The following is a 24,027-nucleotide window of genomic DNA, read 5'->3' as shown; positions in this document are numbered from 1 at the left end:
TGCTTCTACCACTGCATCACGGAAAATTAACGTTAGCATACTTGATGCCAGGCCGACGATCTTTATTATTGCCGCTTCACTTGACCTTCCGGTAAGGGGAGGGTTTATGCTCAAAAGATCGCCTGCTGGAAATAAGGAAATGAACATGCAACGCCGTGATTTTTTAAAATATTCCGTTGCGCTTGGCGTAGCCAGCGCTTTACCGCTGTGGAGCCGCGCGGCTTTTGCGGCCGACAGACCTGCCTTACCGATCCCTGATTTACTCACCGCAGATGCCCGAAGCCGCATCCAGCTTGTTGTCCAGTCCGGTAAAACGTCCTTTGGCGCACACAGTGCGACAACGTGGGGTTATAACGGCAATCTTCTCGGCCCGGCACTTCAGTTACGTAAAGGGAAAGCGGTAACGGTGGATATCCATAACACGCTGGCAGAGGAGACCACGTTGCACTGGCACGGACTGGAAGTGCCGGGCGAGGTGGACGGGGGGCCGCAGGGCATCATAAAACCGGGCGGTAAGCGAAGCGTGACCTTTACCCCGGACCAGCGCGCCGCGACCTGCTGGTTCCACCCCCATCAGCATGGCAAAACGGGCCATCAGGTGGCGATGGGGCTGGCGGGGCTGGTGCTGATCGAAGATGACGAAAGCCGTTTGCTGCGCCTGCCCAAACAGTGGGGCATCGACGATGTGCCGGTCATTGTGCAGGACAAAAAATTCACCGCTGACGGGCAAATTGATTACCAGCTGGACGTCATGAGCGCGGCGGTAGGCTGGTTCGGCGACACCCTGCTGACCAACGGTGCCATTTACCCGCAGCATGCGGCACCGAAAGGCTGGCTGCGCTTACGCCTGCTCAACGGCTGTAACGCCCGCTCACTGAATTTCGCCACCAGCGATAAACGTCCTCTGTACGTGGTCGCAAGCGACGGGGGGCTGCTGCCTGAACCGGTGAAGGTGGATACGCTACCGATGCTGATGGGGGAGCGTTTTGAGGTGCTGGTGGATATCAGCGACGGCAAACCGTTTGACCTGGTCACGCTACCGGTCAGTCAGATGGGAATGGCGGTTGCACCCTTTGACAAGCCGCACCCGGTGCTGCAGATCCAGCCGCTGCAGGTCACGGCCTCGGGCATGCTGCCGGATGCCCTGACCACGCTCCCGGCGCTACCTTCTCTCGAGGGCCTGACCCAACGCAAGCTGCAACTGTCCATGAACCCGATGCTCGATATGATGGGCATGCAGGCACTGATGGCGAAATATGGCAATCAGGCGATGGCGGGTATGCACCACGGAGAGATGATGGGCCATATGAATATGGACCACGGTAAAATGGGCGGCATGGGGCACGGTACCCATGATTTCGATTTCCACAATGCCAATATGATCAACGGCAAAGCGTTCGACATGAACACGCCAATGTTTGCTGCCACAAAAGGGCAGTTTGAACGCTGGGTGATTTCAGGCGAAGGCGACATGATGCTGCATCCGTTCCATATTCACGGTACCCAGTTCCGCATCCTTTCTGAAAACGGTAACGCGCCACAGGCGCATCGCGCGGGATGGAAAGACACCGTCAGGGTTGAAGGTGGCGTCAGTGAGGTGCTGGTGAAATTTGACCACGAGGCACCGAAGGCGTTTGCCTATATGGCGCACTGCCATCTGCTGGAGCATGAAGATACGGGCATGATGCTGGGGTTCACGGTTTAATATCGTGTGCCCTGATGCCCAGACCCCGGTCCAGAGGGGATAAGCAATAAAAACGGCAACCGAAGTTGCCGTTTTTTTTACCGTTGGCGGTGTTAGTTATTTAGCGTCGTCGGGTAAAGCATAAGCCACAATGTAGTCGCCCATCTTCGTACCAAACGAACCGTGACCACCCGCAGAGATGACAACGTACTGCTTGCCATTCACTTCATAGGTCATCGGCGTTGCCTGTCCACCTGCTGGCAGACGGCCTTGCCACAGTTTTTCACCGTTGGTCATGTTGTACGCGCGCAGGTAGTTATCGGCGGTTGCCGCGATGAACAGCACGTTACCGGCGGTAGAAATTGGACCACCCAGCATTGGCATACCCATATTGAACGGGACAGGAACCGGCATCGGGAACGGCATGCTGTCCTGAGGCGTACCAATACGTTTTTTCCAGACGATCTGGTTAGTTTTCAGATCCAGGCCGGAGATATAACCCCAGGCAGGCTGTTTACACGGCAGACCAAACGGCGACAGGAACGGGTTCAGCGTGACGCCATAGGGCACGCCATACTGCGGCTGAATACCCGCTTCTGTACCGCTGCCTTTAGCATCTTTAGGCTGCTCCATTGGGTTGCCTGGACCGCGTGGAATAAGCTTAGAAACAAACGGCAGGGCCATCGGGTTGGCAATCGCCACCTGACGGTTAGGGTCAACGGAGATCCCACCCCATTCGAACATGCCCAGGTTACCCGGGAAGACCAGCGTGCCCTGCTCAGAAGGTGGCGTGAAGATACCTTCATAGCGCAGCTGATGGAACATCACGCGGCACACCAGCTGGTCAAACATTGTGGCACCCCACATGTCTGCACCGCTGAGATCTTTCTTCGGACGGAAGCTCAGGTCAGAGAACGGCTGTGTTTTGGTGACATAGTCGCCTTTGGCAGCGCCCTGCGGAACGGGTTTTTCGGGTGCCGGGACAACCAGCTTACCGTTGCTGCGATCCAGCACAAAGATGTTGCCCGTTTTCGCGGGTGCATAAATCACCGGAACGGTTTTGCCGTTAACGGTAATGTCAGCCAGCGTTGGCTGGGACGGCATGTCCATATCCCACAGGTCGTGGTGAACAGTCTGGTAGCTCCAGGCCAGTTTACCGGTGGTCGCGTTCAGCGCCACGATAGAGCTGGCATAACGCTCTTGCTCAGGCGTACGGTTACCCCCCCAGATATCTGGCGTGGTGACGCCCATCGGCAGGTAGACCAGGTCCAGCTTCGCGTCATACGCCGCCGGTGCCCAGGAGTTAGGTGAGTTAAAGGTAAAGGTGTGTTCGTCCGATGGGATCGCATTTGGATCTTTCGCGCCCGGGTCGAAGGCCCACAGCAGTTTACCGGTGTTCACGTCAAAACCACGGATAACGCCAGAGGTTTCGCGGGTGGAGAAGTTATCGGTCACCGAGCCGGCAATCACGATAGTTTTATCGGTGATGATCGGCGGTGAGGTTGGCTCATACAGACCCGGCGTGGTGTCCGGCATGTTGGTCTGCAGATTCAGGATACCTTTGTTGGCAAAGGTCTCACACAGCTTACCGGTTTCGGCATTGATCGCGAACAGGCGGCCATCGTTTACCGGCAGCATGATGCGGCGAGGACAGTCGGCAATGACTTCAGGGCTCGCATTATCAGCACGCGCTTCGTGGTAAGAGACGCCACGGCAGGTGATGTGCTGGAACGACGGGTTGGAGTTCAGCTGTGGATCGAAGTGCCATTTCTCTTTACCGGTGGCCGCATCAAGCGCGAACAGACGCTGGTGCGCGGTGCACAGATAAAGCATGTTACCGACTTTAATCGGCGTCACTTCGTTGGTCAGTTCACCTGGATCGTTTGGCATCTTCAGGTCGCCGGTACGGAATACCCAGGCTTCCTTCAGGTTCTTAACGTTGTCCGCGTTGATCTGCTTGAGCGGGGAGTAGCGCTGACCTTCCTGATTACGGCCATAAGCTGGCCAGTCGCCATCCGCGACCTGCGAGATAGCCGCAGCTGGGGTGGATTCGGCATTCAGCGTACCGTTAATCTCCTGCGGATCGTTAAAACCGGCCCAGGTGAGAATGCCACCGCTGATCAGCAGGGCAACCACCAGCGCCGCAACGGCACCGCTTGAAGGAACAATCAGGCGACGCCATACGAAAGGCAGGATCAGCCAGATACCAAAGAAGACCAGGATGTCACTGCGCGGCGTCAGTGCCCAGAAGTCGAAACCGACTTCCCAGACGCCCCAGATCATGGTTGCGAGGAGTAAAGCAGCATAAAGCCATAGCGCGGATTGTTTTCTACGCCACAACAGGACGGTTACGCCAAGCATAACCAGACCCGCAATAGGGTAGTACCAGGAGCCGCCAATTGCGGCCAGCCAGACGCCACCGATTAACAGATACAGGCCGCAGAAGGCGGCGAATAGCGCTGTTAATGTCACCAGTAGACGTGGCTGTTGAGTTTTTATTTCAGCCATAGAAAGTGTACTCGTCAGTTTTGTTAATTATTTGCTAGCAACTAATTATAGGTATTAACAAGTGTGATCGGAATCACAATATTTGCTTTTTATAACTCATGCGCCAGGTGTATCCATTTACTGATATAATGGCTGGCTTGCGTATCGATGCCGGAGTAACATTCATCCGCATTGAGAGATTTTCATTAAAATCATATGGTTAGTAATATGAAACATACTGTTGAAGTGATGATCCCGGAAGCCGAGATCAAAGCGCGTATCGCCGAACTGGGTCGTCAAATCACCGAACATTACAAGGACAGCGGCAGCGAAATGGTGCTGGTCGGTCTTTTACGTGGCTCTTTCATGTTCATGGCAGACCTGTGCCGTGAAGTGCAGGTGTCCCATGAGGTCGATTTTATGACCGCCTCCAGCTACGGCAGCGGCATGTCCACAACCCGTGATGTGAAAATCCTGAAAGATCTGGATGAAGATATTCGTGGCAAAGATGTGTTGATCGTTGAGGACATCATCGACTCCGGCAACACGCTCTCTAAAGTGCGCGAGATCCTGAGCCTGCGTGAGCCAAAATCCCTGGCGATCTGCACCCTGCTGGATAAACCCAGCCGCCGTGAAGTGCAGGTGCCGGTAGAGTTTGTCGGCTTCTCTATCCCTGACGAGTTCGTCGTGGGCTATGGCATTGACTACGCGCAGCGTTACCGTCATCTGCCGTATGTGGGTAAAGTGATCCTGCTCGACGAGTAAGGTTTGTGACGTGCGGCCTGTTGCCCTCTGACGAGGGGACACACAGTAAAAACGGCAACCTGGGTTGCCGTTTTGTTTTTATCTGAACCGCTTACAGGCAGCTATTTATGGTTGACGTGCTTAAGCTTCAGGTTAGCTATCCCGGAACGATAGCGCTGCTCCAGCGTTTCACGGTTGGTGGCGGTCACTTCCAGGTTACGAAGCAGACCATCGTGAATACCGTACGCCCAGCCGTGGATCGAGACTTTTTGCCCGCGTTTCCACGCCGATTGCATGATGGTGGAATGGCCAAGGTTATAAACCTGCTCCATCACGTTCAGCTCGCAAAGGGTATCGAGACGACGCTCCTGCGGCATTTCACCCAACAGTGAGCTATGTTTGAACCAGATATCGCGGATATGCAGCAGCCAGTTATCGATTAACCCGAGTTCGGTATTTTCAATCGCGGCCTGCACACCGCCGCAGCCATAGTGGCCACAAATAATGATGTGCTCGACCTCCAGAACGTCAACGGCGTACTGAACAACCGAAAGGCAGTTGAGGTCGGTATGGATCACCAGGTTGGCAACATTACGGTGCACAAACAGTTCGCCAGGCTCGAGGCCTGTCAGGCGCTCTGCCGGAACGCGGCTGTCGGAACATCCAATCCAGAGAAAGCGTGGGTTTTGCGCCTGCGCGAGCTTTCCAAAAAATCCGGGGTCTTCCTCCACCAGCATTTTTGACCATAGTGCATTGTTGCTGATGAGTGTATCTATGTCGTTCATGGAGGTTAGCGACCTGTAACCGAGTGATTGCGTTGCGCTAATATAGGGTAACTCGACTTTTAATGAAACCACACAACGTGTGTCAGAACCTAAGGTAAGTTTAATTCATGGCGATTGCACTGGAGCTTGAGCAGCTCAAAAAAACCTATCCAGGCGGCGTTCAGGCGCTGCGTGGGATAGATCTCAAAGTGGAAGCGGGGGATTTCTACGCGCTTCTGGGGCCGAATGGGGCGGGGAAATCCACCACCATTGGCATTATCAGTTCGCTGGTCAACAAAACGTCCGGCCGGGTGAGCGTGTTTGGCTACGACCTGCAAAAAGATGTGGTGAATGCCAAGCGCCAGCTCGGACTGGTACCGCAGGAGTTCAACTTCAACCCGTTCGAGACAGTGCAGCAAATCGTGGTTAATCAGGCGGGTTACTACGGTGTTGAGCGCAAAGAAGCGGTGGAGCGCAGCGAAAAGTACCTCAAACAGCTCGATCTGTGGGAAAAACGCAATGAACGTGCGCGCATGTTGTCTGGCGGGATGAAGCGCCGTCTGATGATTGCCCGTGCGCTGATGCATGAGCCAAAGCTGCTGATCCTTGATGAGCCCACCGCGGGCGTGGATATCGAACTGCGTCGTTCAATGTGGGGCTTCCTGAAGGACCTCAACGACAAAGGCACGACCATTATTTTGACCACGCACTACCTCGAAGAGGCGGAGATGCTGTGTCGCAATATCGGCATCATTCAGAACGGTGAGCTGGTGGAAAACACCTCGATGAAGAGCCTGCTCGCCAAGCTGAAATCCGAAACCTTCATTCTTGACCTGGCGGCGAAAAGCCCGCTGCCGACGCTGGAAGGTTATAACTATCGTCTGGTGGATACCTCAACGCTGGAAGTGGAAGTGCTGCGCGAGCAGGGCATTAACAGCGTGTTCTCACAGCTGAGCGCGCAGGGTGTTCAGGTATTAAGTATGCGTAACAAAGCGAACCGACTGGAAGAGCTGTTTGTCTCTCTGGTGCAGGATAAACAAGGAGACAAGGCATGACGCATCTTTACTGGGTCGCGCTGAAAAGCATCTGGGCGAAAGAGATTAACCGCTTTATGCGTATCTGGGTGCAAACCCTGGTACCGCCGGTGATCACCATGACGCTCTACTTCATCATCTTCGGTAACCTCATCGGTTCCCGCATTGGTGAAATGCACGGCTTTACCTATATGCAGTTTATTGTGCCGGGCCTGATCATGATGGCGGTGATCACCAACGCCTATGCTAACGTGGCATCATCATTCTTTAGCGCCAAGTTCCAGCGTAACATTGAAGAGCTGCTGGTCGCGCCGGTACCAACGCATGTGATCATTGCGGGTTATGTGGGCGGCGGCGTGGCGCGCGGTCTCTGTGTGGGGATTCTGGTGACGGCGATCTCCCTGTTCTTTGTGCCGTTCCAGGTGCATTCATGGCTGTTCGTGGCGCTCACGTTACTGTTGACGGCCATCTTGTTCTCGCTGGCCGGTCTGCTGAACGCGGTGTTTGCTAAAACGTTCGATGATATCAGCCTGATCCCGACCTTTGTGCTGACGCCACTGACCTATCTTGGCGGGGTGTTCTACTCCCTGACGCTGCTGCCGCCGTTCTGGCAGGCGCTGTCACACCTGAACCCGATTGTTTATATGATCAGCGGCTTCCGCTTTGGTTTCCTCGGCATTACGGATGTGCCACTGATTACCACGGTTGCGGTGCTGGTGGTGTTTATTATCGCTTTCTACCTGCTGTGCTGGTCTCTGATTCAGCGTGGACGCGGTCTGCGCAGCTAATCTTCCGCCCGGCGACATTCTGTTTGCCGGGCGCTTTTCTTTGATTGTTATCACCGTACGCTAACCTTCACTCCGCTAAACTACTTGCCTGCTAAGGAGAGAGTGATGCTGGGATGGGTGATCGCCTGCCATGATGAACAGGCGCAGGATATGCTGGATAAACTGGAGGCCAGATTTGGTCCGCTGGCGCAATGCCGTGCGGTTAACTACTGGCGTGGATTGAGCACCAACATGCTCAGCCGCATGATGTGCGATGCCCTGCATGAAACCGACACCGGTGACGGCGTCATCTTCCTGACCGATAAATCCGGCGCGGCACCTTATCGCTCTGCGGCATTGTTGAGCCACAAGCACGACAACTGTGAAGTGATATCAGGCATTAACTCTTTGCTGCTGGAATACATGTATCCCTTTCGGGAAACCTTAAGCAGCGCTGAATTCCGTCATGCGATCGTCGACAAAAAAGTGGCCGGCGTCAGCAGCCTGTGGCATCAGCAGCAAAAAAATCCTCCCTTTGTCTTGCTCCATGATTTGTATAAGAATTAAACATTGGTATTGATGCTGCTTTTGTTACAATGGTGGCTGATTTTTCGTGTCGATTAATATTCCATGTTCATGCGCGTTGTGTTCCTTCTGTTGCTGCTGGTTTCCGGCGGCGCATCTGCCAGCCTGATCGCTCAGCAAGGGCTTCCCGCCCGATATATGCAAACCACCGAAGATGCGGCTATCTGGGCGCAAGTAGGTAACAATGTGGTCAATGTCGGCAATATCCGTGCCGGGCAAATCCTGGCCGTCGTCCCCACATCCGCTGATTATTACGAGTTTCGTTTTGGCTTCGGCACGGGCTTTATTGATAAAGAGCACCTGGAAGACGTGCAGGGCAAACAGCGGGTGGAAGACAGCCTTGGCGATTTGAATAAACCGCTGAGTAACCAGAACCTGATAACCTGGAAAGACACGCCTGTCTTTAACGCCCCCAGCAGCGGAAGCGCTCCTTTCGGCACGATGAGTGCTAACCTTCGCTACCCCATTCTGAATAAACTTAAAGACCGTCTGAACCAGACCTGGTATCAGATCCGCATCGGCAATCGTCTGGCGTGGATCAGCAGCCTGGATGCGCAGGAAGATAACGGTATCCCGGTCCTGACCTATCACCATATCCTGCGTGATGAGGAGAACACCCGTTTCCGGCATACCTCCACGACCACCAGCGTGCGTGCGTTCAGCAACCAGATGACCTGGCTTCGCGATCAGGGCTATACCACGCTGACGATGGCTCAGCTTGAAGGGTATGTGCGTAACAAAATGAACCTGCCGGCGAAGTCTGTGGTGATCACCTTTGATGACGGGCTGAAGTCGGTGAGCCGCTATGCGTATCCCGTCCTCAAAGCGTATGGATTCAAGGCGACGGCGTTTATCATCTCGTCGCGTATAAAACGTCATCCGCAGAAGTGGGCGCCGAAATACCTGCAGTTTATGAGTGTCTCTGAGCTTGAGCAGATCCAGGATGTGTTTGATATCCAGTCTCATACCCACTTCTTGCATCGGGTGGACGGCAATAAACACCCGATCTTACTGAGCCGTAGCCATCACGTGATTTTGTTCGATTTCGCGCGTTCACGCCGGGCGCTGGCGCAATTTAACCCGCACGTGCTCTATCTCTCTTATCCGTTTGGCGCCTATGACGACAAAGCGGTAAAAGCAGCGAATGACGCAGGGTTCCACCTGGCGGTGACAACGGTAAAAGGCAAAGTGAAGCCCGGGGACAATCCGTTCCTGCTTAAGCGACTGTATATTTTAAGGACGGATTCGCTGGAGACGATGTCGCGGCTTATCAGTAATCAGCCGCAGGGATGAGGTGAGAGAAGGCTGTGAACGGTTCACAGCCTTCAGGATATCAGGCAACCTGGACCGGAATGGCTTTCGCGGTGCGTTTCATTTCGTTGTCGCCTTCGAAGTACGCCACTTTTGGCTGCCAGCGACGGGCTTCTTCGTCAGACATCATCACGAAGCTGGCGATGATGACGATATCACCGACGTCGGCACAGTGAGCGGCAGCGCCATTCACGGAGATAATTCTGGAGCCGCGTTCCGCCGCGATCGCATAGGTAGAGAAGCGCTTACCGTTATTCACGTTCCAGATATCAATGGCTTCGTTTTCAAGGATGCCCGCTGCATCAAGAAAATCCTGATCAATGGCGCAGGAGCCTTCATAGTGCAGGTCGGCCTGAGTGACTTTCACACGGTGAAGCTTACCTTGCAGCATTTTGCGAATCATTACGTTTACCTTTAATCATCATGCGTTAACCCCCCCGCGAACGAGGGGAGGTAGAGAGTTATGCCAGCTCAACCACTTTATTGTCGATAAGGCGTGCCTGACCGAGCCATGCAGCCACCAGAAGCACCGCGCGCTTGCTGGTATCGGTCAGCTCAAGCAGCGTATCGGCATCACGGATTTGGATATCGTCAGCGCGGAAGCCTTTGTCGTTCAGCGCCTGTTCGGCGAGGGCAACGATCTCTTCTGCGCTCAGCTCTTTAGCCACAAGCTGTTCCGCCATGGTATTCATGACCTTGCTCAATCCCGGCGCGATTTTACGCTCATCCGCGGTAAGGTACCCGTTACGGGAACTGAGCGCCAGACCGTCTTTGGCACGCACAATCGGCACGCCCACGATCTCAATATCATAACCCATGTCGGCGACCATCTTACGGATCAACGCCAGCTGCTGGAAGTCCTTCTCACCGAAGCAGGCAACGTCGGGCTGCACCAGGTTAAACAGCTTGCTGACGATGGTTGAAACGCCGCGGAAATGGCCCGGACGGCTGGCGCCTTCCAGCATGGTTGAAATGCCCGGCACGTCCACGTAGGTCGCGTCCTCGGTCCCCTGCGGGTAGACGTCTGCAGGTGCCGGAGAGAAGACAATGTCCGTATGGCGTTTTTTGAGTTTTTCGCAATCTTCCTGCAGGGTGCGCGGATAGCGCGCCAGGTCGTCGGCACGGTCAAATTGCATGGGGTTCACGAAGATACTGACCACCACGATATCTGCACGCGCTCTGGCTTCATCGACAAGCTTCATATGGCCGTCATGCAGGTTACCCATCGTGGGAACCAGTGCGATACGTTTACCTTCCTGACGTGCACGACGGATATGCTGGCGAAGCAGCGGCAGGGTTTCAATGATTAGCACAACAAGACTCCTTAATGGAAACTGTGTTCTTCACCCGGGTAAACACCGGATTCAACGTCGGCAATATACTGCCGCACAGCAGCACGCATGTCGCCTGCTTCTGCCAGGAAATTTTTGGCGAATTTAGGGATATGACCGCCGGTAATACCAAAGGCGTCGTGCATCACTAAAATCTGACCGTCGGTAACGTTGCCTGCGCCAATGCCAATCACCGGAATCGACAGCGCCTCGGTGATGCGTTTTGCCAGTTCAACCGGCACACACTCCAGCACCAGCAGCTGTGCGCCAGCGGCTTCCAGCGCCAGGGCATCCTCAAACAGCGTCTGTGCTGCATCACCGCGGCCCTGCACCTTATAGCCGCCAAAAATATTGACGGATTGCGGCGTCAGACCCAGATGACCACAGACCGGCACGGCACGTTCGGTGAGCATTTTCACGGTCTCTGCAAGCCAGGCTCCGCCTTCGATTTTGACCATATTGGCCCCGGCACGCATGACGGTTGCCGCATTCTCGAACGCTTGCTCTGGCGTCGCGTAGGCCATAAAAGGCAGATCGGAAAGCAGCAGACAGGCAGGTGCCCCGCGGCGCACGGCACGGGTATGGTAGGCAATATCTTCGACCGTCACCGGCAGGGTGGAATCATGGCCTTGTACCGTCATCCCTAACGAATCTCCGACCAGCATGACAGTGATACCCTCTTCGGCAAAAAGCTTAGCGAAGCTGTAGTCATACGCAGTAATGGTGGCGAAGCGTCTCTTTTCCTGTTTGCATTTCTGCAGTAAGGAGATGGTGGTTGGTTTCATACTGTTTCCTGATAGCCCAAAAGCGAATCTTTGCGCATTCTAACAGTAACATTTGAGGGAACAATGATTTTAGGCAACCGATTAACCACAATTTCGTGAGGGTTAACCGGTAAAAATGCGGATCACCAGCGGGCTGGTTTTTCTGCGTCGAGGCTATCCAGCACTGCCTTCAGCGAGAGGCCGTCAGGGAAGGTGAGGTCAGGGGCAACGTCGAACAGCGGCCAGAGCATAAAGCCGCGATTTTTCATGTCGTAGTGCGGAACGGTGAGACGGGGGGTGTTAATCACCTCATGGCCAAACAGCATAATGTCGAGATCGAGGGTGCGCGGCCCCCAGCGTTCGGCTTTGCGTACGCGGCCCTGCTGCAGTTCGATTCGCTGAGTATTATCCAGCAGCGTGTCGGCATTCAGCGCAGTGTCCAGCACCACGGCGGCATTCAGGTAATCAGGCTGATCCTGTGGACCCAGCGGCGGTGTCCGGTAGAAAGAAGAGACCGCCACAATACGGCTTTGTGGGATTTCACCCAGCGCCTGAACGGCAGCATTAACCTGCTCCAGCGGAGAGGCCAGATTGCTGCCGATGGCAATGTACGCCAGGGTCATGCCGTACCTTCACGGCGCGGCGCACGTTTGCGCGGACGACGGTGGCGACGACGCGGCGTCGGTTCGTCATCGAGGTCGACGAGCATATCTTTCTGCTCTGGCGGTGCTGAAACCTGGAATTCTCCCCACCACTGCGCCAGACGCTGCAGTTCCTGGTTCCGTTCAATTTCAGCACGCAGCGACAGTAAATCGAACGCAGCGCGGAATTTAGGATGCTCCATCAGCTTCCAGGCGCGTTTACCCTGACGACGAGACATGCGCAGCTGAAGCTGCCAGATATCACGCACCAGCGTCGTAATACGTTTTGGAATGGCGAGCGTGCGGCAGGCTTCATCCAGCACGTCATTTGCGGCCAGCGCAAACGCATCGTAGTAGGCCAGACCGCTTTCCTGCGCAATTCTCTGCGCCGCTTCCAGCAGCGGATACCAGAACATCGCGGCAAACAGGAACGCCGGGTTCACACGCATATCGTTGTGAATGCGGGTATCGGTATTCTTCAGCACCTGCGCAATCATGCGTTCCATTGGGCTGTCACCGTTTTCGGTAAAGCAGCGCGTAATGGTCGGGAACAGGGGCTGGAAAAGGCTGTATTCGCGTAGCAGCTTGTAGGTTTCGTAGCCGTAACCGGCCTGCAGCAGCTTCAGCGCCTCTTCAAACAGACGGGCTGGCGGCACGTCGTTAATCAGCGTCGCCAGACGCGGTATCGGCTCTGCGGTTTCCGGGCTGATGCGCATTGAGAGTTTGGCGGCGAAACGTACGGCGCGCAGCATACGCACCGGGTCTTCACGATAACGCGTTTCCGGCGTGCCGATCAGGCGAATCAGACCGTCTTTCAGGTCCTGCATGCCGCCGACGTAATCACGGACGGTGAAATCTGCCACGCTGTAGTAAAGGCTGTTGATCGTGAAATCGCGACGCTGGGCATCTTCTTCGATAGAGCCGAAGATATTGTCCCGCAGCAGCATGCCGTTCTGGCCGCGCTGGGAGGTGGTGCGATCGGATTCGCCCGCTTCGTGGTGACCGCGGAAGGTCGCCACTTCAATAATTTCCGGCCCAAACATGACGTGAGCAAGACGAAAACGACGGCCAACAAGGCGACAGTTACGGAATAATTTGCGCACCTGCTCTGGCGTGGCGCTGGTCGTCACGTCGAAATCTTTTGGTTTTTTGCCCAGCAGTAAATCACGCACCCCACCGCCAACGAGATAGGCCTCGTAGCCTGCTTTATTCAGACGATAGAGCACCTTGAGGGCATTTTCACTGATATCTTTGCGGGAAATATTGTGCTGCTCACGTGGAATAACCGACATGCGGTTTTGCGCAATAGCGTCGTTCGCCATGCTCTCTTCGCGGCTTAGCACTTTACGGCAAAAATTAGCGACTCGGGTAAAAATAGTACACCTCGTAGTGTGTTTTGTTATGAAAAAAGCGGCTAATCATAGCTCAGCGCAACGCATTTGAGAATGCTGGATTTTTGGCACGGTCGTCAGCGTCCAGTTGGCGATCGCCATTTTCAGCAGTTCATCAATTCGCAAATCCTGCCATTCGTTGGTTACATTCTGGTTGAGAAATCGCAGCGCGTCGATCAAAACAGGGCGCGGATCGCCGTCTGGCAGGGCGGGCGCATGATTTTGTTTTGACAGTTTAAAGCCCTGTTCATTGACCGCCAGCGGCAGATGAATGTAATCCGGCGCGTTCCAGCCAAACTGGTGATAGAGCGATATTTGTCGCACGGTAGGTTCCACCAGGTCAGCCCCGCGCACAATTTCCGTCACGCCCTGGAAATGGTCATCAACCACTACCGCCAGGTTATAGGCGAACAGGCCGTCACGGCGGTGGATAATAAAATCTTCGCGTGCAAGACGTTCATCCGCATGGATTTCGCCGGAGAGTAAATCAGTAAAGTGCGTCACCGGGGCATGCTGCTTTATGCGCACGGCGGCCAGTTCTGGGCCGTTATTGCGCGTGCGGCAGTGGCCGTCATAGACGCCACCCACGCTCTGAATACGCGCGCGGGTGCAGGTGCAGTAGTAGGAGAGCCCTTGTGCGTGGAGCCACGCCAGGCGTTCCCGGTAGGCATCATGTCGCCTTGACTGCCAGAGGACGTCACCGTCCCAGTGAAGACCGTAATGTTCCAGCTGACGCAGAATGGTATCTGCTGCACCGGGAACTTCACGCGGAGGATCAATATCTTCAATGCGGACCAGCCATTTACCGTGACGGGCGCGAGCCTGCAGGTAGCTGCCGAGGGCGGCAATTAATGAGCCGAAGTGTAATTCACCAGAAGGGGATGGCGCGAAGCGCCCAATATAGTGTGATTCAGACATATCAACAGTAACAAGGCGGGAGAAACTCCCGCCTTTGGAGTGTGTAAACAGCGCTGGTATTAACCGGCCATCTGTTTTTCGCGGATTTCTGCCAGCGTTTTACAGTCGATGCACAGATCGGCGGTTGGACGCGCTTCCAGGCGACGAATTCCGATTTCAACACCGCAGGATTCGCAGTAGCCAAAATCTTCGTCTTCGACTTTTTTCAGCGTTTTTTCAATCTTTTTGATCAGTTTGCGTTCGCGGTCACGGTTACGCAGTTCGAGGCTGAACTCTTCTTCCTGAGCGGCACGGTCTACCGGGTCCGGGAAGTTAGCAGCTTCATCCTGCATATGAGTAACGGTGCGATCGACTTCATCCCTGAGTTGATTACGCCATGCTTCAAGAATACGCTTGAAGTGCGACAGCTGGGCTTCGTTCATATACTCTTCGCCCGGCTTCTCTTGATACGGCTCCACCCCAGCGATGGCGAGAATACTCAGGGACGATGTTTTACGGTTTTGCCCTTCTTGCATGTTGCTTCTCCTTAACACGCACTATCGATCCCCGTGTTGGGGGAAAAATCAGGTCGCTATAAATAGCAGATGCTTTTCCGTATGGCAATTATCTAAACGTAACACTTGACAAGCCTGTGAGGAAAAGCGTATTTGCGCACGCGGCCAGAACACTTAATAGTCAATCGTCTAATCCCTTATAAGACAATGGGAAGAGAGGATCTCAGAGTCATATTATCGGCAGAAAGTTCCGCTTTATAAGCCAAAACCTCCACCCCCTGCTTTTGTGCCTCATTCAACAATTGCGCGTATTTGAGATCAATATGGCGGGCTGGAGAAAATCGTTCAATGGCTGAATGTAAAACCGCAAACAGCAATACGGCGCGTTTGCCCGCCGCCGCAACACTCATCAGCTCCCGCAGATGCTTCTGCCCCCGTAGCGTGACCGCATCCGGGAAGTAGCCGTTTTCCTGTTCCGCTAACGTCACTGATTTTACTTCAATATAGCACTCGGGCCGGTCTTCCGCCTGTAACATGAAGTCAATTCTGCTGCTTTCATCGCCATATTTGACTTCACTTTTATGCGTGCCATACCCCACCAGTTCGGGCAGGGTGCCAAGGGTCAATGCTTCCTTAACTAATTGATTGGCGCGCAGGGTATTCACGCAAATAAATGCCCCGTTTTGCGTCTCGGTCATTTCCCAGGTATGGGCATATTTGCGTTTAGTATTTTCTGAAGTGGAATACCAGACCGTGTCACCCGGCGTCGCACAGCCGGTCATGGCACCGGTGTTCGGGCAGTGCAGCGTGAGCTGTTCACCTTCGGGGGTGATCACATCAGCGAGAAAGCGTTTGTAGCGTTGAACCAGCGTGGCGTGCTGCAGGGCAGGACTAAACTTCATCAGAATTCCTTAGGGTATCGCCCAGCGACCAGCGCTGTAGCGGCGTATAACGGGTGCGTCCTTGGGTAAAGACCGATTCGTAAAGCGCGAAAGTATTGACCTCAACGTCCCAGTGAAAGCCGGGTGGCGGAATGGCAACGGCCTGACCGGCATCGCGCAGCAGGGTGATATGCGGATGAAACGGCTGCGGACTCTGGTAACACCCGCTGCGAGCCGCCTGGGCGCGCAACATACTGGCAAGCTGTAAAAGCCCGCGTGGCGGCTGGCGCGTGCCCAGCCAGACCACGCGTGAGCGCAACCACTGGCCCGCGTCGTCGAGGTGCAGCGTAAACGCCGGCTGAGAAATGCGGCCAGCCATTGCTGCCAGCGCGCGCTGTTTTTCGGCGCTGACATCGCCCAGAAAGGCCAGCGTCAGGTGCAGGTTTGCCGCCGCGATCGGACGGCCTGCGTCCTGGGGAAAATGGCTGGCTCGCCAGCGAACGATTTTTCGCTGCAGCGTGGAGGGCAATTCTATGGCAAAAAACAGCCGTTTCGACTCAGACATACAGGGGACTCGGTAATGGTATGCGCCGATGCTACAATGTACGCCGACTAATGTTAACCCTCTGGAGTTGTTAGTGTCCTCATTGCCGGTCGCCGTCGTCCTTCCTGAGCTTCTTGCTGCCTTACACCATGCCCCGCAGGTTTTACTTAACGCCCCGACGGGCGCAGGTAAATCCACCTGGCTGCCGCTGCAGATCCTCAAAGAGGGCACTGTCCGCGGGAAAATTATCCTGCTGGAGCCGCGCAGGCTGGCCGCACGGAACGTAGCGCAGCGCCTGGCGGAACTGCTTGGTGAAAAGCCGGGCGAGACGGTGGGTTACCGTATGCGCGCCGAAACCTGTGTTGGCCCGTCCACGCGCCTTGAGGTGGTGACCGAAGGGATCCTGACCCGCATGCTGCAAAACGATCCGGAGTTAAACGGCGTCGGGCTGGTGATTCTGGATGAATTCCACGAGCGTAGCCTGCAGGCAGATCTGGCACTGGCGCTGTTACTTGATGTTCAGCAAGGGCTACGCGACGACCTCCGGTTGCTTATCATGTCCGCTACGCTGGATAACGAGCGACTGCAGCAGACGTTGCCCGACGCGCCGGTTATCGCCTCCGAAGGCAGAGCATTTCCCGTTGAGCGTCGCTATCAACCATTGCCTGCCCATCAGCGTTTTGACGACGCGGTAGCCATCGCAACCGCCGAATTGCTCCGCCAGGAATCGGGATCGCTACTGCTGTTTTTGCCAGGCGTAGGCGAGATCCAGCGCGTGCAGGACCAACTGGCTTCCCGGGTGGGAAGTGACGTGCTGCTTTGCCCGCTCTACGGCGCGCTGTCACTGGCGGATCAGCGTAAAGCAATCCTGCCCGCGCCCGCGGGGCAGCGTAAGGTGGTGCTGGCAACCAATATTGCCGAAACCAGTTTAACCATAGAAGGCATTCGCCTGGTGGTGGACAGTGCGCAGGAGAGGGTGGCGAGCTTTGACGCGCGTACCGGGCTGACTAAACTGCTGACGCAGCGCATAAGCCAGGCGTCAATGGTCCAGCGAGCAGGCCGTGCGGGACGTCTTGAGCCCGGTATCTGCCTGCATTTGACCAGCGCGGAGCAGGCTGAACGCGCTGCACAGCAAAGCACGCCGGAAATTTTACACAGCGATCTGGCGGGGCTGGTGATGGATCTTCTGCAGTGGGGATGCCCGGATCCGGCACAGCTGACCTGGCTTAATCCTCCACCCGCCGCGAACCTTGCTGCTGCCCGGGCCTTACTGAACCGCCTGGGGGCGCTTGATGGTGAGCGATTGTCATCCCGCGGGCAAAAAATGGCCGCGCTGGGCAATGACCCTCGCCTGGCGGCGATGCTGGTGGCCGCGCAGGGGGAAGATGAAATTGCTACGGCGGCGAAACTGGCGGCTATTCTTGAGGAGCCACCGCGCGGTGGCAGCAGCGATCTGGCGCAGGCCTTTTCCCGCAATCAGGGGAACTGGCAGCAGCGGGCGCAGCAGCTTTGCCGGCGACTCAACGGCAAAGCCGGATCGCCAGACAGCGCGGCTATCGCGCCTCTGTTAGCGCAGGCGTTTCCCGACAGGATCGCGTGTCGTCGCGGTCTGGACGGGCGATATCAACTGGCCAATGGCATGGGTGCGATGCTGGACAGCGATGACGCCATGACGCGTCACGAATGGCTGATTGCGCCGTTACTGTTACAGGGTAGCCACTCCCCGGACGCGCGTATTTTACAGGCTATCGCGGTGGATATAGATGCCCTGACGCGTGCCTGTCCGCAGTTGATCCAGCAATCCGATACCGTGGAATGGGATGAGGCTCAGGGCACGCTGAAGGCGTTTCGTCGCAGCCAGACAGGTAAACTGATCCTCGGCACCACACCGCTGGCAAAACCGTCGGAAGAGGTGCTGCATCTGGCCATGCTGAACGGCATCCGGGACAAAGGGTTAGGGGTGTTGAACTGGACGCCAGAGGCGGAACAGTACCGTATTCGTCTGCACTGTGCCGCGCGCTGGCTACCGGAGTATGACTGGCCCGCGGTCGATGATGAGACATTGCTGGGCTCGCTGGAACGCTGGCTGCTGCCGCAAATGCACGGTGTACACTCGCTGCGTGCGCTAAAAGCGCTTGATGTTAAGGTCGCGTTACAGAATTTACTGGACTGGTCATTACGTCAACGTCTGGATAGTGAACTGCCAGGGCATTACACTGTGCCGACCGGAAGCCGGATTGCCATTCGTTATCACGAGGATAATCCTCCGGCGCTGGCGGTACGTATGCAGGAAATGTTTGGAGAGGCCACCACGCCTTCTGTGGCGCAAGGGCGCGTCTCTCTGGTGCTGGAGCTGTTGTCGCCAGCCCATCGCCCGTTACAGATTACCCGCGACCTGGGGGCATTCTGGGCGGGGAGCTACCGTGACGTGCAAAAAGAGATGAAGGGGCGGTATCCCAAACATGTCTGGCCGGACGATCCGGCAAATACGGCACCGACACGACGGACGAAGAAGTATTCGTGACGGGCGTGGCTGGGAACGTGCGGCTTGATGCCCTCACCCGCAGGGTGCGGGAGAAAATACTAAAGACGTTCCTGTCTGGAAGGTCTTGCTGTTTACTTTGAGAGATTTCTTCTTTCACAGGCCAGTGGAAGAAAAGAGAATCGGGCCCTTGCGCCTGAAAGTTGCGGAGAAAAAGCATGGCGGGGAATGACCGCGAGCCAATAGGACGTAAGGGAAAACCAACGCGTCCGGCGAAAGAAAAGGTAAGCCGTCGTCGCCTCAGAGATGAGGACTATGACGATGACTATGAAGACGATTATGAGGATGAAGAACCGATGCCGCGTAAAGGGAAAGGCAAAGGGCGTAAGCCTCGGGGCAAGCGCGGCTGGTTCTGGCTGCTGCTGAAGCTGTTCATTGTATTTGTTGTGCTGATGGCGATTTACGGCGTCTATCTGGATCAGAAGATCCGTAGCCGTATCGACGGAAAAGTCTGGCAACTGCCTGCGGCGGTGTATGGCCGCATGGTGAACCTTGAGCCAGATATGTCCATCAGCAAGAACGAGATGGTGAAACTGCTGGAAGCCACCCAGTATCGTCAGGTGTCGAAAATGACGCGTCCTGGCGAATTTACCGTGCAGGCGAAAAGCATTGAGATGATCCGCCGTCCGTTTGATTTCCCGGACAGCAAAGAGGGCCAGGTGCGTGCGCGTCTGACCTTTGACGGCGATCGTCTGGACACCATCGAGAACATGGATAACAACCGTCAGTTCGGTTTCTTCCGTCTCGATCCGCGTCTGATCACCATGCTCTCGTCGGCGAACGGCGAACAACGTCTGTTCGTTGCCCGTAACGGCTTCCCGGACCTGCTGGTTGATACCCTGCTGGCAACCGAAGACCGTCACTTCTATGAGCATGATGGCATCAGCCTCTACTCGATTGGCCGTGCGGTGCTGGCTAACCTGACCGCCGGACGGACGGTACAGGGGGCGAGTACGCTGACCCAGCAGCTGGTGAAGAACCTGTTCCTCTCCAGTGAACGCTCTTACTGGCGTAAAGCCAACGAAGCGTACATGGCCGTACTGATGGATGCGCGTTACAGCAAGGATCGTATCCTTGAGCTGTACATGAACGAGGTGTACCTCGGTCAGAGCGGGGATAACGAAATCCGCGGCTTCCCGCTGGCAAGTCTGTACTACTTTGGTCGTCCGGTGGAAGAGCTGAGCCTTGACCAGCAGGCGCTGCTGGTGGGCATGGTGAAAGGGGCGTCCATTTATAACCCGTGGCGTAACCCGAAACTGGCGCTGGAACGTCGTAACCTGGTGCTACGTCTGCTGCAACAACAGCAGGTGATTGACCAGGAGCTGTACGACATGCTGAGCGCGCGACCACTCGGCGTTCAGCCGCGCGGTGGCGTGATCTCGCCTCAGCCTGCGTTTATGCAGCTGGTGCGTCAGGAGCTGCAAAGCAAGCTCGGTGATAAGGTGAAAGATCTCTCCGGCGTGAAGATCTTTACCACCTTCGATTCCGTGGCGCAGGAAGCCGCTGAAAAAGCCGCGGTGGAAGGCATCCCGGCGCTGAAGAAACAGCGTAAGCTGAGCGATCTTGAAACCGCGATGGTGGTGGTTGACCGTAACACCGGCGAAGTTCGCGCCATGGTGGGTGGTGCTGAGCCGCAGTTCGCAGGCTACAACCGTGCAATGCAGGCGCGACGTTCGATTGGTTCACTGGCAAAACCGGCAACCTATCTTACCGCCCTGAGTCAGCCTAACCAGTATCGCCTGAATACCTGGATTGCCGATGCGCCGATTTCCCTGCGCCAGCCTAACGGCCAGGTATGGTCTCCGCAGAACGACGATAAACAGTTCAGCGGCCAGGTCATGCTGGTGGATGCGTTGACCCGCTCGATGAACGTGCCAACGGTGAACCTGGGTATGGCGCTCGGTCTGCCGGCGATTGTCGACACCTGGCAGAAACTGGGTGTGCCGAAAGATCAGCTCCATCCTGTTCCGGCGATGATCCTGGGGGCGCTTAACCTGACGCCGATCGAAGTGGCTCAGGCGTTCCAGACCATTGCCAGCGGGGGTAACCGTGCACCGCTCTCTGCTCTGCGTTCGGTGATTGCCGAGGATGGCTCCGTGCTGTATCAGAGCTTCCCGCAAGCGGAACGTGCCGTGCCAGCGCAGGCAGCCTATATGACGTTGTGGACGATGCAGCAGGTTGTGCAGCGGGGGACCGGACGTCAACTGGGTGCGAAGTATCCGGGCCTGCATCTGGCAGGTAAAACCGGGACCACTAACAACAACGTGGATACCTGGTTCGCCGGTATCGATGGCCGTGAAGTGGTGATCACCTGGGTAGGCCGCGATAACAACCAGCCAACCAAACTGTACGGTGCGAGCGGGGCGATGTCGATTTACCAGCGCTATCTGGCGAATCAGTCTCCGGTACCGCTGAATCTGGTGGCGCCGGAAGATATCGTCGATATGGGCGTGGACGGTTCTGGTAACTTTGTCTGTGGCGGCGGTATGCGTACCTTGCCTGTCTGGACCACCAACCCGGATTCGCTGTGCCAGCAAAGCCAGCCAGAGCAACCGACGGGTAACCCGTTCGAGCAGTCTTCTCAGCCTCAGCAGCAGCCGCAACAACAGCCGCAGCAGCAGAATGAGAAAAAAGACAGCGACGGTGTCGCGGGCTGGATTAAAGATATGTTCGGCGGTAACTAACGCCTCACATCCCCCCGAAAGGGGGGATTTTTTTACCTGTACTTTCCATTTCCTTAACCCCCGTTTTCATTCTGATTAACCCTTCGTTTTCTCTTGTTTATTTCTTAAACCCTTAATTCTCGTAGGGCCGCTTACTGCTTGCTATGCAGCCAGCGTTTCGCATATTATTCTGCGGTCATAATAATAATTCTCGTTTACGTTATCATTCACTTTTCCATCAGAGATAAACATGGCGCTTTCCAATACTGCTCAGCCAATTCACACGTCGCTGCGAAAAATCGCGGTCGTCGTAGCCACAGCGGTTGCCGGCATGTCTACGTATGCACATGCGGCTGAAACCCAGAAAAAAGAAGAAACCATCACCGTCACCGCCGCGCCTGCCGCCCAGGAAAGTCCGTGGGGGCCTGCGCCAACGATCGCAGCAAAACGCACGGCAACGGCGACCAAAACCGATACCGCGATTGAAAAGACCCCGCAGTCTATTTCCGTGGTGACGCGTGATGAAATGGAACGCCGCCAGCCAGCGACCGTAAAAGAGGCGCTGGGCTATACGCCGAGCGTGTTTGCGACCCGCGGCAGCTCCACCACCTATGATGTGGTCTCAATTCGTGGTTTTACCGCGCCTTCGACGGTAAACACCAACCAGTATCTCGATGGCATGAAGCTGATGGGGAATAACTACTCCGAAGCTTCCATGGATCCGTACTTCCTTGAGCGCGTAGAAGTGATGCGCGGACCTACGTCTGTGCTCTACGGCAACAGCAATCCCGGCGGTATCGTCAGTATGGTGAGCAAACGCCCACTGACCGAGCCGCTGAAAGAAGTCCAGTTTAAAATGGGGACCAATAACCTGTGGCAAACGGGCTTCGATTTCAGTGATGCAATCGATGAAGATGGCGTGTGGTCGTACCGCCTGACCGGTCTTGGCAGTAGTCAGAACGCACAGCAGGAGATGTCAAAATCAACCCGCTATGCGATTGCGCCCTCCTTTAGCTGGCGTCCGGATGACAAAACCGATTTCACCTTCCTGAGCAATTTCCAGAACGATCCGGAAGCGGGCTACTACGGCTGGTTGCCACGGGAAGGGACCGTGGTGCCATACCGTGACGCAAACGGCAATGAGCATAAGATCCCAACCGATTTCAACGAAGGTGAAGCGGATAATAAGATGGCTCGTCGCCAGCAGTTGATTGGTTACAGCTTCTCGCATCAGTTTGATGACACGTTCACCGTGCGTCAGAATCTGCGTTACGCAAAAGTGCATACGCTCTACCGCTCTGTTTACGGCAATGGCTACGCTGAGCCTGGCAAAATTAACCGCGCTTATGTGCGTTCAGATGAAGATCTGAATATGTTCACCGTGGATACTCAGCTGCAGTCGACATTCGCGACGGGCGCCGTAGACCACACGCTGCTGACGGGCGTTGATTACTCGCGTATGCGTAATGATATCAATGCGCTGTACGGTTCCGCCGACCCTATTGATATCCAGAACCCGGATTACGGCAACGCGAACATCAACACCAACCTGCCATGGTCTAACTATTCCGTCGTTAACCGTAATGAACAGACCGGGCTCTATGCTCAGGATCAGGCGGAGTGGGATAAGTGGGTGCTGACGCTGGGCGGACGCTACGACTACGTGATGGCCTCAACGCTGACGCGCGGTACGGCCGATTCGCTGGCTGAAAACCACGACCAGGCTTTCACCTGGCGCGGGGGAATTAACTATCTCTTTGATAACGGTATTTCACCTTACTTCAGCTACAGCGAGTCGTTTGAGCCGGTATCGGGCGCCGATCGTAACGGCACACCGTTCGACCCTTCCCGCGGTAAGCAGTATGAAACGGGTGTGAAATACGCGCCGAAAGACCTGCCGGTTGTGGTCACCGCGTCGCTGTTCCAGCTGACGAAAGATAAGAACCTGACGGCGGATCCGAACGATCCAACGAATACTCACAGTATCCAGACCGGTGAGATCCGTTCTCGTGGTTTCGAACTGGAAGCGAAGGCAGCGGTTAACGCCAATATTAATGTGACCGCGGCGTACAGCTTTATTGATGCTGAGTACACCCATGACAGCACCTTTGAAGGTAAACGTCCGGCGGAAGTGCCGCGTAATCAGGCGTCATTGTGGGCAGATTACACCTTCACCGACACGGCCTTAAGCGGCCTGACGATTGGTGCCGGTACCCGTTACATTGGTAACACGGTGAGCTACTACTCAAGCGGCGACAAAAAAGATCAGCCGTTTAACGTCGCGAGCTACACCCTTGCCGATGCGATGGTGAAATACGATCTGGCCCGTCTGGGTCTGCCGGGGTCATCTGTGGCGGTGAACGTGAATAACCTGTTCGATCGGGAATATGTCTCCAGCTGCTACAAGGATTATGCATGCTACTGGGGTGCTGAACGTCAGGTTGTCGCCACCGCGACCTTCCGCTTCTAATCTCTCTTCGGG

The 24,027-nt window shown here is 55.5% G+C and carries 20 protein-coding genes; 9 read left to right on the top strand and 11 right to left on the bottom strand.

Annotated elements, in window-relative coordinates; genetic code table 11:
* Positions 1-145: 145 nt before the first annotated feature.
* Positions 146-1,705, top strand: coding sequence for a multicopper oxidase CueO (gene cueO / locus QRN24_RS11985; RefSeq protein WP_284942741.1), 1,560 nt, complete (start codon positions 146-148; stop codon positions 1,703-1,705).
* Between the two features lie 96 nt (positions 1,706-1,801).
* Here the strand turns inward: cueO and QRN24_RS11980 are convergent, their stop codons facing one another.
* Positions 1,802-4,192 (bottom strand): glucose/quinate/shikimate family membrane-bound PQQ-dependent dehydrogenase, encoded by a 2,391-nt coding sequence (locus tag QRN24_RS11980; RefSeq protein ID WP_020882595.1) that lies wholly within the window; start codon positions 4,190-4,192, stop codon positions 1,802-1,804.
* A gap of 207 nt (positions 4,193-4,399) precedes the next feature.
* Here QRN24_RS11980 and hpt point away from each other — a divergent pair, with 207 nt between their 5' ends.
* Positions 4,400-4,936, top strand: coding sequence for a hypoxanthine phosphoribosyltransferase (gene hpt / locus QRN24_RS11975; RefSeq protein WP_025205381.1), 537 nt, complete (start codon positions 4,400-4,402; stop codon positions 4,934-4,936).
* A 101-nt stretch (positions 4,937-5,037) separates the two neighbouring features.
* Here the strand turns inward: hpt and can are convergent, their stop codons facing one another.
* Entirely contained in the window at positions 5,038-5,700 is a 663-nt protein-coding gene (gene can, locus QRN24_RS11970; protein WP_020882596.1) for a carbonate dehydratase, read from the bottom strand.
* Between the two features lie 107 nt (positions 5,701-5,807).
* On the opposite strand from can, the gene QRN24_RS11965 reads away from it, so the two are divergent.
* The 4 genes from QRN24_RS11965 (at position 5,808) to QRN24_RS11950 (ending at position 9,358) form a co-directional block, all read left to right on the top strand.
* The gene (locus QRN24_RS11965; protein ID WP_014168668.1) at positions 5,808-6,734 is read left to right on the top strand and encodes an ABC transporter ATP-binding protein; all 927 of its coding nucleotides are present in this window, start codon (positions 5,808-5,810) and stop codon (positions 6,732-6,734) included.
* Positions 6,731-7,501 carry an ABC transporter permease gene (locus QRN24_RS11960; RefSeq protein WP_014168669.1) on the top strand — a complete coding sequence of 257 codons (771 nt, stop codon included), beginning with the start codon at positions 6,731-6,733 and terminating at the stop codon, positions 7,499-7,501. The genes QRN24_RS11965 and QRN24_RS11960 overlap by 4 nt, the downstream gene beginning before the upstream one ends.
* Before the next feature lie 105 nt (positions 7,502-7,606).
* Positions 7,607-8,047, top strand: a complete 441-nt coding sequence (locus QRN24_RS11955; protein ID WP_040018646.1) for a PTS sugar transporter subunit IIA — start codon at positions 7,607-7,609, stop codon at positions 8,045-8,047.
* 63 nt (positions 8,048-8,110) lie between these two features.
* Positions 8,111-9,358 (top strand): polysaccharide deacetylase family protein, encoded by a 1,248-nt coding sequence (locus QRN24_RS11950; RefSeq protein WP_014168671.1) that lies wholly within the window; start codon positions 8,111-8,113, stop codon positions 9,356-9,358.
* Positions 9,359-9,398: 40 nt separating this feature from the next.
* Here the strand turns inward: QRN24_RS11950 and panD are convergent, their stop codons facing one another.
* The 9 genes from panD to thpR form a co-directional block, all read right to left on the bottom strand.
* On the bottom strand, positions 9,399-9,779 hold the full coding sequence (gene panD / locus QRN24_RS11945) for an aspartate 1-decarboxylase (protein ID WP_014168672.1): 381 nt from the start codon (positions 9,777-9,779) through the stop codon (positions 9,399-9,401).
* A 58-nt stretch (positions 9,780-9,837) separates the two neighbouring features.
* Positions 9,838-10,689: a pantoate--beta-alanine ligase gene (gene panC, locus QRN24_RS11940; RefSeq protein ID WP_020882598.1), complete on the bottom strand. Its 852-nt coding sequence runs from the start codon at positions 10,687-10,689 to the stop codon at positions 9,838-9,840.
* Positions 10,690-10,700: 11 nt separating this feature from the next.
* Entirely contained in the window at positions 10,701-11,492 is a 792-nt protein-coding gene (gene panB / locus QRN24_RS11935; RefSeq protein WP_014168674.1) for a 3-methyl-2-oxobutanoate hydroxymethyltransferase, read from the bottom strand.
* Between the two features lie 122 nt (positions 11,493-11,614).
* Complete coding sequence (gene folK, locus QRN24_RS11930) at positions 11,615-12,094, bottom strand: 2-amino-4-hydroxy-6-hydroxymethyldihydropteridine diphosphokinase (protein ID WP_020882600.1); 480 nt, start codon at positions 12,092-12,094, stop codon at positions 11,615-11,617.
* Positions 12,091-13,488 (bottom strand): polynucleotide adenylyltransferase PcnB, encoded by a 1,398-nt coding sequence (pcnB, locus tag QRN24_RS11925; protein WP_071605427.1) that lies wholly within the window; start codon positions 13,486-13,488, stop codon positions 12,091-12,093. The genes folK and pcnB overlap by 4 nt, the downstream gene beginning before the upstream one ends.
* A gap of 42 nt (positions 13,489-13,530) precedes the next feature.
* Positions 13,531-14,421, bottom strand: coding sequence for a tRNA glutamyl-Q(34) synthetase GluQRS (gluQRS, locus tag QRN24_RS11920; protein ID WP_014168677.1), 891 nt, complete (start codon positions 14,419-14,421; stop codon positions 13,531-13,533).
* Positions 14,422-14,480: 59 nt separating this feature from the next.
* Entirely contained in the window at positions 14,481-14,936 is a 456-nt protein-coding gene (gene dksA, locus QRN24_RS11915) for an RNA polymerase-binding protein DksA (protein WP_001155232.1), read from the bottom strand.
* Between the two features lie 176 nt (positions 14,937-15,112).
* Positions 15,113-15,817 carry a DNA/RNA nuclease SfsA gene (gene sfsA, locus QRN24_RS11910; protein ID WP_014168679.1) on the bottom strand — a complete coding sequence of 235 codons (705 nt, stop codon included), beginning with the start codon at positions 15,815-15,817 and terminating at the stop codon, positions 15,113-15,115.
* Positions 15,807-16,361: an RNA 2',3'-cyclic phosphodiesterase gene (thpR, locus tag QRN24_RS11905; RefSeq protein WP_014168680.1), complete on the bottom strand. Its 555-nt coding sequence runs from the start codon at positions 16,359-16,361 to the stop codon at positions 15,807-15,809. Before thpR ends, sfsA begins: the two co-directional genes overlap by 11 nt.
* Before the next feature lie 73 nt (positions 16,362-16,434).
* Between thpR and hrpB the strand changes: the two genes are divergently transcribed.
* The 3 genes from hrpB to fhuA all read left to right on the top strand — a co-directional run bounded on the left by hrpB (position 16,435) and on the right by fhuA (position 24,015).
* Positions 16,435-18,864 (top strand): ATP-dependent helicase HrpB, encoded by a 2,430-nt coding sequence (hrpB, locus tag QRN24_RS11900; RefSeq protein WP_284942740.1) that lies wholly within the window; start codon positions 16,435-16,437, stop codon positions 18,862-18,864.
* A 176-nt stretch (positions 18,865-19,040) separates the two neighbouring features.
* Positions 19,041-21,566 carry a bifunctional glycosyl transferase/transpeptidase gene (gene mrcB, locus QRN24_RS11895; protein ID WP_025205202.1) on the top strand — a complete coding sequence of 842 codons (2,526 nt, stop codon included), beginning with the start codon at positions 19,041-19,043 and terminating at the stop codon, positions 21,564-21,566.
* Between the two features lie 229 nt (positions 21,567-21,795).
* Positions 21,796-24,015 carry a ferrichrome porin FhuA gene (fhuA, locus tag QRN24_RS11890; RefSeq protein WP_014168684.1) on the top strand — a complete coding sequence of 740 codons (2,220 nt, stop codon included), beginning with the start codon at positions 21,796-21,798 and terminating at the stop codon, positions 24,013-24,015.
* The last annotated feature ends 12 nt before the right edge of the window (positions 24,016-24,027 follow it).

Origin of the sequence: Enterobacter sp. MEB024, from assembly GCF_030209635.1 — a bacterium.
Lineage (GTDB): Bacteria > Pseudomonadota > Gammaproteobacteria > Enterobacterales > Enterobacteriaceae > Enterobacter > Enterobacter ludwigii.
Note: the sequence above shows the minus strand (reverse complement) of the source record. Positions and strands in the feature narration are given on the sequence as shown.